This is a genomic window from Sphingomonas ginsenosidimutans (genome assembly GCF_002374835.1).
In the GTDB taxonomy this organism is placed as follows: Bacteria; Pseudomonadota; Alphaproteobacteria; order Sphingomonadales; family Sphingomonadaceae; genus Sphingomonas; species Sphingomonas ginsenosidimutans.
Genome location: NZ_NWVD01000025.1, coordinates 1 through 9,204 on the forward strand (window position 1 = coordinate 1; position 9,204 = coordinate 9,204).

Below are 9,204 nucleotides of genomic sequence, written 5' to 3' on the forward strand. Positions count from 1 at the left end.
CCTGTGACCCTTGGCGCCCTCAGGTCAGTCAATCTCATATCGGCAGAAGAAGCTCCCACCATCCTCTTCCGGTCTCAGAAAACGGCACTCGGCATCGCGTCCATCAACTTTGAACGTGCGCCGCACAATCACCTGATCGACCACTCGCAGCTCCCCTCGTCGAGATCGTAGCGCCCTTTCCCGCGGCTGTAATTAGGCAGACTGCCGGCCGACTGCTTCCCCGCCCGACGGAGGTGACCGGACGCTTACGCATAAGCCGACAGCAGTCATTCATGTAGCGAGCCGCGAACGACGGCTTCGTCTCCGGGCTTCATTCACACGCCCCATCTGCAACAGCGAAAGGACGACCGGTTCTGACGCGCCAAACTGGCATCCTGAACGTCCCGCATGTGGGCATGCGACGCGGATTGTCCTCAACAACGGTCAAGCCTGGCTCCCGAACCTTGACGAACCCACGGCCCTCACTTATCTCACGTTCATTAGTGAGGATTGTGAAATGATTCGATACCCGATGTTGACCAGCCCAGCCGGCAGCACAACGCTGGCCGGTAGCGCCATGGGGCGGCAGATGCTCGCCCAGTTGATCGAGAAGACGAAGCCGGTGGTCGGGCCGACCCTTGCCTTCCTCGATTTCGCGGAGGTGGACATCGCGACGGGTTCGTTCCTTCGCGAGGCCGTGATGGGCTTCCGCGACTTCTGCCGCAACGCGGCTGGCATGATCTACCCTGTGGTGGCCAATGCCAATGCGACCATTGAAGAGGAACTTGCCACCTACCTTCGGGGTCGCAACGACGCCATTTGGGCATGTGCCCTTGATGCCGATGGCGCGGCCACTGACCCCCGGATCCTCGGAGAGCTCGACGCAGGGCAGATGAGCACCATCCAACTGATTGCCCAGCACCATCCGATTTCCGCGCCCGAGCTGGCCAAGCTCCGCCCAGATGACAAGATCGGCACGACTGCGTGGAACAACCGGCTGGCGACGCTGTCCGCCAAAGGCATGCTGAAGGAAGTGCGGCACGGCAAAACCAAGCTGTTCAGCCCGGTGATGGAGACCGTGTAATGGGTGCTGATTTCATCCGCGAACAGTCTGGCCAGCCCTGGCGCAAGCGCTGGAACAAGGGCGTGGACCGCCTCAAGCAGCCGGGCCTGTTCGATGTCCGGTTCGGGTCACAACAGCGGACCATTACGGCGGACATCGACCCCGGCATGAGCGTGCGGGCGGGCGACGAGCTGGTCGTGCAGTGTGGGTCAGGCAACGCAATGGTGTGCCGCGGGCAAAGCCGCATCGGTGCCGTCAAGGGCCTGCCGTCCGATATGCGCACAACCATTACCGACTGCGGCGGCGTCGCTCTCGGGATCGTTGAACGGGTCAGCCTGTTCGGCAACAGCGTGGAGCTTCGTTTGCAATGAAGAATGCCAACAACAATTCGCTGCCCCGCATCGTCCGCAATTCGCAGCGCCTGTGGGACGATGCAGGAACGATGCCCTGTTCGCTGGGTTGCGTGACCTGCGTAGATCGCCCCATCTGTGGCGGTGCGCACATCAGCGCCAGCTTCTTCGATTGTAGCGATTATTGTCGCTGCGATGACAAAGCGACCTGCGATTTGGTTTGCCGAGGCAATCCCAAGCAGTTTGTAGAACGCCTGCGGGAGGTCAATGGCTTGGACCTCAACAACGCGCCCCGCGCCCCAATCGTCCCCATTGAGGCACTGCCGCCCATGGTTCCGTTGATCGAGCATTCGACGGCGCGTATCGGCACGCTCAACTCTCCGATTGTCGCGCTGCCGCTCCATGCGCTTTTGGACATCAACGCTGGCACGCTTCGCTATCCCGACAGGGACGCGCTAGGTCAGAAGTTCGGTATCGATCCGAACGCCCGATTGGTGATTTCAGGGGTAGCGCGCGACCGGAGGATCGAGCGCTACTGGGCGGCAGCAGACAGGGCTGCCATGCTGGAGCAGCTGTCAGCCTTCGACATCGCGCTGATCACGCCACCTAATTATAGCGTGCTGACCGATGTGCCCCGCACTGACAACATGCATTCCATGAAGCGCATCCTGATGGCGGCGGTTGAGATGATGCAGGCAGGGCTTCCGACCGCGATGCATGTCAACGCGCGGACGGAACGGGATTACGAGCGCTGGGCCGAGCTGATCGCCGAGCGCCCGGAGATTCAATGCCTAGCATTCGAGTTCGCGACCGGTACGGGCCGTGGCGAACGGCTCGATTGGCATGTGACGCAGCTGTCAGCACTTGCCGCCCGCGTGCCCCAACCGCTGGGTTTGGTGGTGCGTGGCGGCATGCGGGCACTGGAACCGCTACGCGCAGTGTTTGCGGCGGTGACGATGATCGATACCGACGCCTTCACCAAGACCCGATGCCGCCAAGAAGCCCAATTCCGCCCCGACGGAAAATTAGTGTGGCGCAAACATCCGACGCCGCGCGGCGCGCCCATAGACACGTTGTTGCAACATAACGTCGCAGCGCTTCACAGCAATCATATCATCTTGGAGCGCACCCACGCAGAGCGGCGGCTCGACGCCGCTTTACGGGGTCTCCGCGCGCCAAATCGCGCTGATCGTCAGGCCCGCGAGGGCTGAGGTATGGCTGAGCCGTTGGTGCCCGTTAAGGGGATCATTTGTCGGACATAGCGTGAGCGCATGATCACCTGAGCGGAAGCGAAGCTCGACCCGGTCTGTCACCATTGACCTGCAAAGCTGGATAAATCCCTGGCCCCGTCCGCTGGAAGCAGGGAACCGTGACACCCCAGGTCGGATCGCCTCCGTCAGCGCCGCACCTGCGTCCGGCAAATACGCGTAGTCAGGGTTTTGCCGCAGCGTCTCCAGCACACCCGTGCCGCGATCCGCAACCACAAACTCGAAGGTGCGATCCGTGACCGCATATGCAACCAGCCCCGTTTGGGCCGCGCCGCTATGCTCATAGACATTGTCCTGCATCTCACCCAATGCCCCTACCAGCGATGCGACGAGCCCGGCGGGAAAGCCTCTATTTTTGGCAGCATTTTCTGCGTGTAGGAGCCATTGCGCCCACACGGGATCACCGGTCTCAACAGGGTTCTCTAACGGCAATGGAAACGCCCCAGCTTGGTCGCTGAAGCCGCCGCCGAACGGCTGGCCCGTTGCCCAAGCATCGCGAACTTTCGGGGCAAATGACCCCGCAAATGAAACGGATGCATACTCGGCCGGAAATTGCTGGGCAGCAGCCAGTAACTCGACAAGTGGACCAATACGTCCTGAGTTTTCGATGATAAACGGACCGTGACCATGCAAATGACCATGCATCGCTTCTCTGAGAAGATCATCTACATCCGAGAACTGTGCCTGCAAGGTACGCATCGTTGCTCAATACCATAAGCACTTGGCTTACGCCTACAATTCTTTGGGTTGAGCACAGCTAGGGGATTATGATTGGGCTGACTCAGGAGCGATGTGCCCGGCGATGTTGGTCACAGACGTCTTCTGGTTTGATAGCTCTGACGCCCCGCATAACTCCCCTGTCTACGACGATGTGAGTGGCGGGTCTCATCATTCCAGCAGCCAGGCCACCAGCTTCAGTGGACGCGCTGGACACCGAACATTATCGTGGGCCGCCATGTTTTGCCTCCATTGCACCAAGAAATTACTTGATCGGATCAAACCCGAGATCGCTGAGCCCGGGCAAAGCGATACCGCCTTGGGCAATTGGTATGCCACGGTGCTGTTCTGGAAGCCGCAAGTCGCTTTGCTGGCTTCTGAGCGCACACTGCTTCCTGTGCTTATGCCGCTAGCCCCAGCGGCCACGCTTACCCGACGATTTCCCACACAATTGGCGCTGGTTCTGAGGGAACACGGCGTCTCATCTGAATTCATTGCCCAAGAGGTCTGGCGGATGGACACCGTCCAGTTTGCAAAGACCGCGAACCGGAGTGTCGTGGGCATCCTCAACGAGTTCGTTAAGCAGGCCGAATTCTGGCTGGCCGCCTATGCCTATGAAAAGGGCGATGATGACGACCTCTTGGCGATTTCCGCCAAGCTAGCGGAGACACCGTGCAGCCCGCTGTACAAGGGCCCGGTTTCGCCGGACAAAGCCCTTCATGAACTCGTGAAGGCTGGCGCACAGACTTGAGTCTGCTGGCCAACCTCTGTGCGCGGAGATCCTACAGCACTCGGCCGGAGGGCCAACTCATGCTGTCAGACAGGATCGGGCGGCAAATCTACGATACGGAAAACAGCTCCCGAACTGGCATCGCGGACAAGGTCAACGCATGCGCCATCCCAGTGGTAGTCGAGGTGCCGCCCTTGAAGGGGATTTGACGCGCAGTCCGGGTAGAAGAGAGCGACGCAATCTCCACCGGGATACCGGATGCTCGGGTAGGCAATCCCGTTTGATCCCGCGCCCCTGAGCTGCCGCGCGACCGCTTGGGATGCGGCATAGCTGTTGGGATCGAGCGCGGGAACCGGCTCTCCCGCGGCGGATCGCAAATCATGGAGGTCAGCATCGACCGACATTACGATCTCTCGGAACTGTGAGGTCCAGCCAGGTGCTTCTCTGGTTCGCGCCATGAAGTGGGCATGGTGGTGGATCGTCTCGAACAGTGCGGTCTCGAACCGGTCACCAACATAGAGCACGCCGTAGCTGCCATCGGTAAAGCGGCTCGTCCGGTCTATGCTGACGTGGGTGAATGGCGCCATGAGGTAGGAGGCGCCGCTGCCGCCAACGCGGCGCTCGACCGGCACCAGATCGAGATTGCCGATCGTCGCCATGATGCGGGGATTGGTCTTCTGCTCTGCCGAGATCAGCAGCGGCCAGTCGGCTGGATCAGCGATGTCCTCGAACAGGTCGATCGGTGGAAAGGCACTGCGGATGATCCTGACAGCGCCCTTCCACTCAACTCGAGAAACGGAGATATCCGCCGTTTCGTTCACCAGCCGCCACGCTCGGCGTCGAGGTAGCGACGCACCCGCATGATGTCGGTGAGTTCGCCCCCGAGCATCACATCAAGCGCGCTGGATCCGCCAAAGGCATCATTGGCTGCCCTGATCCAGGCATAGCCCCGCGTCGCCTCCGAGAAGATGATACGGAGCGCCTTGTGGATGCCCATCAGGTTAGAAAGACGAGCGCGTCCGTCGCGCGAAACGCGCCCGGCACCTTCAGCCTTCCAGCGGCGATAGGAGCGCAATGGCATGTCGAGCAGCGTTGCCGCCTGGTCGTCGGTCAGCTCCCATTTGCCGAACAGATTGAGGACTGCCCGGAACATGGCAGCTGCCTCGTCCTGGGTAATCGGATCGGGACGGAAAGCGGCAACGGCAGTATCAACGGGTTGCAGAGCCAGCATGGCAAATCTCCATATGGCATCATATATGCCACTCAATGCCATTTGGCAATGGCCTATGCGGATGATGCCAATCTGGCAACCACGCTCGCCGCGCCCTCGATCGGCACGAACAGCCGCGTCTGGTAGCGGATGATTTCCGTAAAGCAGCCTTGGGCCTTGTACCAGTCAAGGCGGGCTACGCTCCATCCGGTCAATTCAATTCGCTGTGAACCATTGACCAGGCTGCGCTTGACCATGAGCTGCTCACGGCCAGCGAATTCCATGGCACGGCCAGTCGCCAGAACGGTCTGGACGACGTCATCGGCGGAAAGCGTTTGCTCGCGTTCCAGACCCAGCGCCCGGCACAGTTCCGGAACACAATGGAGAGGAACCTCCCGGCCAAGCAGCGACCGGCCATCCGCCGCCGAGATGCGGCTCACCCTCACGAAATCCGAAGGCAGCTTGTCCCAGACCGGCAGCAGAAGGCCCGTCGCAAGATAGAGGCGCTCGTGCTTATGGCTGGTCCGCGCTTCCTCAACCTCGGCTTCCCAGGCTTCGCGGATAGCGTCGACGGAGATTGCCTCCCAGCTGCTCTCAGCCAGCTGATCCTCGGTGATGTGGCTACGCTTGAGCGGGCGCAGCAGTTCGAAGCGGGAAACGCGTGTGCCGTCATCGGCAAGAATGCTGCGGGCGGGCACCAGCAAGGCAACCCGGCCTGAACGGGCGTTCCGAACAGGTCGCTGCCGCTGCCCAACGAGGCCGTGGAGATCTTCGAGCCTCTTCAGCGTCAGCGGCTTCAGGGCCCGGGCGATTTCCAGTTCCAGCAGATGGGTGGTCGCGCCCGACGCCGGATCCGTACGCAGCAGCGTGTCCGACAGGACCGCGAAGTCCTCGACCGCGATGGTCTCAAGCCCGAGATCGAGCGTGCCGGCCTGACGCGCGGCATCAATCCGCGCCTCGACCAGCCCCATGAACTCATCGAAGATCGCGTTCTGCAAGGCGATGGGAAGTGCGAGGATGCGGTTGAGCCAGCGCTGGATCGACGGAAGATCATCGACCATCGACCCGTCGGGTGCTTCAATTCTGAGGCCTGTCAGGTCCTGAAAGCGCCCGAGGCTAACCGCTTCGAGCTTACCGGTGAACAACAGGCCGAACCACCGGTGGAGCGCTTCCTTGGCGTAGATGCTTTCGAGATTGTCGGCCGGGTCGAACAGGTTCTGGCCACCGGTCTGGCGCTGCCCGCGCGTCAGAGCGCCGAGACTGTCGAGGCGCCGCGCGATCGTCGAGATGAAACGGCGCTCGCCGCGCACGTCGGTCGTCACGGGTCTGAACAGCGGAGCCGATGCCTGATTGGTGCGATTGGTCCGCCCTAACCCCTGTATCGCAGCATCAGCCCGCCATCCTGGCTCGAGCAGGAAGTGCACACGGCGGGCCTGGTTCCTGGCGGCGAGGTCGGCATGGTAGCTGCGCCCCGTTCCTCCGGCATCGGAAAAGACGAGGATGTGCTTGGTGCCGTCCATGAAAGCCTGGGTTTCGGCGACGTTGGCGCGCGGCGACCGGGATTGGAGTTTCTGATGGCCATCGCCACCAATGATCAGCCGACGCGTCCGGCCAGTAACTTCTGCCACCTGGTCGACGCCGAAGCGTTCGATGATGGCATCAAGCGCGGTCGCGATCGGCGGCAAGGCGCAGAGCTGTTCGATCATCCGGTCGCGCGCGGAGAGTGCCGATCGGCACAATACAGGCGCGCCTTGCTCGTCGCTCATCGGCTCGGATCGAGGATTGCCGTTTTCATCGGTGAAGACAGCCATCAGCCGGACAGGAAAGCTCTTGGTGAGGTAGTCGATCACATATTCTTTGCAGTCGCAGTTTATGTCGAGCGTGGTGGCGGGAGGCGCAGGTTTCCTTCGGTTTTCCATGATTTCACTCCAGATAATTACGGTTCCCTCGACCTCAACAAGTCGAAGGAACCAACATGCGATCAAGATCATCATTGCCGTTTCGAGCGGCCCCGCTCCGGGTCGAAGACCCGCCCAGTCACGGCACCCTTCTCACCACATTCCTCTCCTCTCAGTCGCTCGACGAGAAGTCAGGCTGTGCGGTTCTGTATGGCGCGGCGGTCCGCCATTTCCTGCATTGGCTGGGCCTGCATAGGATCGCCATCCGCACGATTGACGATCGGGCTGTCCGGCGGTTCGAAAAGCATGGGTGCCGGTGCCACCGGTATTCGGCGCAGCAAGCGCACTACAAGGCTGACCAAGCAGCAAGGGTCAGGCGCTTCGTCCGGTTCCTGGAAGATCAAGGCTACGTCGAAGTCGACGACGGGATCGACGATCTGCCACGGCACCTCGCCGACTATTCCGATGCGATCGATCGCCTGCAACTTGCCGAGGGACCGGCACAGGCCTATCGGTCCGAGGCCGAGCATTTCGTGGCCTGGCTTCGCATGGCGCGGCGCCAATGGATCGATATCGATGACACGATCATCGACCACTATGCAGCGCATGATTGCCGATGCCCGGTCTGGCGCAAGCGGGGCAAGTTGGTCGCAACGGGCACCAAGCGGCGGCGGCGATGCGCACGGCACTTCGTCGAGTTCCTGCGAGGCCGGGGCGCCATCCCATTGGTTGAACCGGTGGCGGACGATGACCCGCACATGTCGGCTTACTTGGCATGGCTCAAGCAACACCGCGGCGCCACGGACGAGACGATCCGGCGCTACCGGACCGATATCAGACGGCTCATGCCAATGCTGGGCGAGCCTTCGCAATGGGATGCCGCCGGACTCAGGAGCGCATTCCAACGACGAAGCAAGGAGACGCCGGGGTCGGCATCGCTGCTCGTCACGATAATGAGGAGCTACATCCGGTTTCTGGTCGTGCGTGGCGAGTGCCGGCCGGCATTGTTGCATGCAGTTCCATCAGTACAGCGCTACCGCCTTTCGACGCTGCCGCGCCACGTCGACCCGGCAACGATCGAGAGGATCATTGCGGCCTGTCCGACAGATCGTCCGGTGGAAGTCCGGGACAAGGCCATCATTCTCCTGCTCGCCAGGCTCGGCCTGCGGGCTGCCGATATTCAGAACATGCGTCTCGACGACATCGACTGGCGATCCGGCCACCTGACGGTCAAGGGCAAGACGCGTCGACCGGACCGCCTGCCATTGCCGCAGGATGTTGGCGACGCGATCCTGGCATATCTTGCGGCAGCCCGCCCGAAGGCCGCCGAAGAGCATCTGTTCCTGCGTGCACAAGCACCGTTTCGGCCATTCCGCTCGTCCGCTGAGATAGCGGGCATCGTCGCTCGTACGCGCGACCGCGGTGGGATCGAAGGAGTGCCGACCGGGTCGCACATATTCCGGCATTCGCTTGCCACCAACCTGCTGCGCGCGGGCGCAGGCCTGGAGTCCGTCGGGACCATCCTGCGTCACAGCTCGCCCGAGACCACTGCCATCTACGCCAAGGTCGATCTGCCGATGCTCATGAAGATCGCGCAGCCCTGGCCGGGAGAACAGTCATGCTGAACATCCACATTTCCAGATACGTGGCGCTGCATCGCAGCCTCGGGCTGAAGTTCTCTGAACAGGAACGCATGCTGCGCCTGTACGCCGCCTACGCCGGGGGTTTCGGCGATCGGCACACTCAGGTCCAGCGCATCTACGACTGGTGCCATACGTCGAGCTCACAATATGTGGCCCGCCGGAGGTTCGACACCGCACGTAACTTCAGCCTTTTCGCTCACGCCGAAGATTCAGGCCACGAAGTTCCGCCTGCCGGCGTCTTCGGTCGGGGCAAGCGGCCACGCCCGACGCCGACCATCATTGAGCCGGACCAGGTGCGGGCGATCATGACTGCTGCATTGGACGTTCCACCCCAAGGCACGATCAG

The 9,204-nt window shown here is 61.6% G+C and carries 9 protein-coding genes and 1 pseudogene; 6 read left to right on the forward strand and 4 right to left on the reverse strand.

Annotated features, from left to right (window positions below; genetic code table 11):
- Positions 1 to 496: 496 nt before the first annotated feature.
- From COA17_RS18140 to COA17_RS18150, 3 genes are read left to right on the forward strand one after another with little or no spacing between them, the layout of a single operon-like run.
- Positions 497 to 1,063 carry a hypothetical protein gene (locus COA17_RS18140; protein WP_096614283.1) on the forward strand — a complete coding sequence of 189 codons (567 nt, stop codon included), beginning with the start codon at positions 497 to 499 and terminating at the stop codon, positions 1,061 to 1,063.
- Entirely contained in the window at positions 1,063 to 1,413 is a 351-nt protein-coding gene (locus COA17_RS18145; protein WP_096614285.1) for a hypothetical protein, read from the forward strand. The genes COA17_RS18140 and COA17_RS18145 overlap by 1 nt, the downstream gene beginning before the upstream one ends.
- Complete coding sequence (locus COA17_RS18150; RefSeq protein WP_096614287.1) at positions 1,410 to 2,603, forward strand: DUF4417 domain-containing protein; 1,194 nt, start codon at positions 1,410 to 1,412, stop codon at positions 2,601 to 2,603. Before COA17_RS18145 ends, COA17_RS18150 begins: the two co-directional genes overlap by 4 nt.
- Here the strand turns inward: COA17_RS18150 and COA17_RS19190 are convergent.
- The gene (locus tag COA17_RS19190; RefSeq protein WP_141397134.1) at positions 2,550 to 3,359 is read right to left on the reverse strand and encodes an ATP-binding protein; all 810 of its coding nucleotides are present in this window, start codon (positions 3,357 to 3,359) and stop codon (positions 2,550 to 2,552) included. The genes COA17_RS18150 and COA17_RS19190 overlap by 54 nt on opposite strands.
- A 103-nt stretch (positions 3,360 to 3,462) precedes the next feature.
- Between COA17_RS19190 and COA17_RS18155 the strand changes: the two genes are divergently transcribed.
- Complete coding sequence (locus tag COA17_RS18155; RefSeq protein WP_245857942.1) at positions 3,463 to 4,128, forward strand: DUF6933 domain-containing protein; 666 nt, start codon at positions 3,463 to 3,465, stop codon at positions 4,126 to 4,128.
- A gap of 65 nt (positions 4,129 to 4,193) precedes the next feature.
- Here COA17_RS18155 and COA17_RS18160 read toward each other — a convergent pair whose 3' ends face one another.
- Genes COA17_RS18160 through COA17_RS18170 form a run of 3 tightly spaced genes read right to left on the reverse strand, consistent with a single transcriptional unit; the run spans position 4,194 to position 7,311 of the window.
- Positions 4,194 to 4,928, reverse strand: a complete 735-nt coding sequence (locus COA17_RS18160) for an RES family NAD+ phosphorylase (protein ID WP_096614290.1) — start codon at positions 4,926 to 4,928, stop codon at positions 4,194 to 4,196.
- Positions 4,925 to 5,338, reverse strand: a complete 414-nt coding sequence (locus COA17_RS18165) for an MbcA/ParS/Xre antitoxin family protein (protein WP_096614292.1) — start codon at positions 5,336 to 5,338, stop codon at positions 4,925 to 4,927. The genes COA17_RS18160 and COA17_RS18165 overlap by 4 nt, the downstream gene beginning before the upstream one ends.
- Positions 5,339 to 5,391: 53 nt before the next feature.
- Positions 5,392 to 7,311, reverse strand: coding sequence for a strawberry notch C-terminal domain-containing protein (locus tag COA17_RS18170; RefSeq protein WP_425442743.1), 1,920 nt, complete (start codon positions 7,309 to 7,311; stop codon positions 5,392 to 5,394).
- On the opposite strand from COA17_RS18170, the gene COA17_RS18175 reads away from it, so the two are divergent.
- The gene (locus COA17_RS18175) at positions 7,293 to 8,840 is read left to right on the forward strand and encodes a tyrosine-type recombinase/integrase (RefSeq protein ID WP_026149763.1); all 1,548 of its coding nucleotides are present in this window, start codon (positions 7,293 to 7,295) and stop codon (positions 8,838 to 8,840) included. The two genes, COA17_RS18170 and COA17_RS18175, sit on opposite strands and share 19 nt — an antisense overlap.
- A pseudogene (locus COA17_RS18180) lies at positions 8,834 to 9,204 on the forward strand (tyrosine-type recombinase/integrase); the annotation flags it as partial. The gene COA17_RS18175 and the pseudogene COA17_RS18180, both read left to right, overlap by 7 nt.

Bases quoted from the DNA above. Each gene is read 5' to 3' on its own strand.
- COA17_RS18165 (WP_096614292.1), bottom strand. From the start codon at position 5,338: ATGCTGGCTCTGCAACCCGTTGATACTGCCGTTGCCGCTTTCCGTCCC.
- COA17_RS18175 (WP_026149763.1), top strand. From the start codon at position 7,293: ATGCGATCAAGATCATCATTGCCGTTTCGAGCGGCCCCGCTCCGGGTC.
- COA17_RS18150 (WP_096614287.1), top strand. From the start codon at position 1,410: ATGAAGAATGCCAACAACAATTCGCTGCCCCGCATCGTCCGCAATTCG.
- COA17_RS19190 (WP_141397134.1), bottom strand. From the start codon at position 3,359: ATGCGTACCTTGCAGGCACAGTTCTCGGATGTAGATGATCTTCTCAGA.
- COA17_RS18145 (WP_096614285.1), top strand. From the start codon at position 1,063: ATGGGTGCTGATTTCATCCGCGAACAGTCTGGCCAGCCCTGGCGCAAG.
- COA17_RS18155 (WP_245857942.1), top strand. From the start codon at position 3,463: ATGTTGGTCACAGACGTCTTCTGGTTTGATAGCTCTGACGCCCCGCAT.
- COA17_RS18140 (WP_096614283.1), top strand. From the start codon at position 497: ATGATTCGATACCCGATGTTGACCAGCCCAGCCGGCAGCACAACGCTG.
- COA17_RS18170 (WP_425442743.1), bottom strand. From the start codon at position 7,311: ATGATGATCTTGATCGCATGTTGGTTCCTTCGACTTGTTGAGGTCGAG.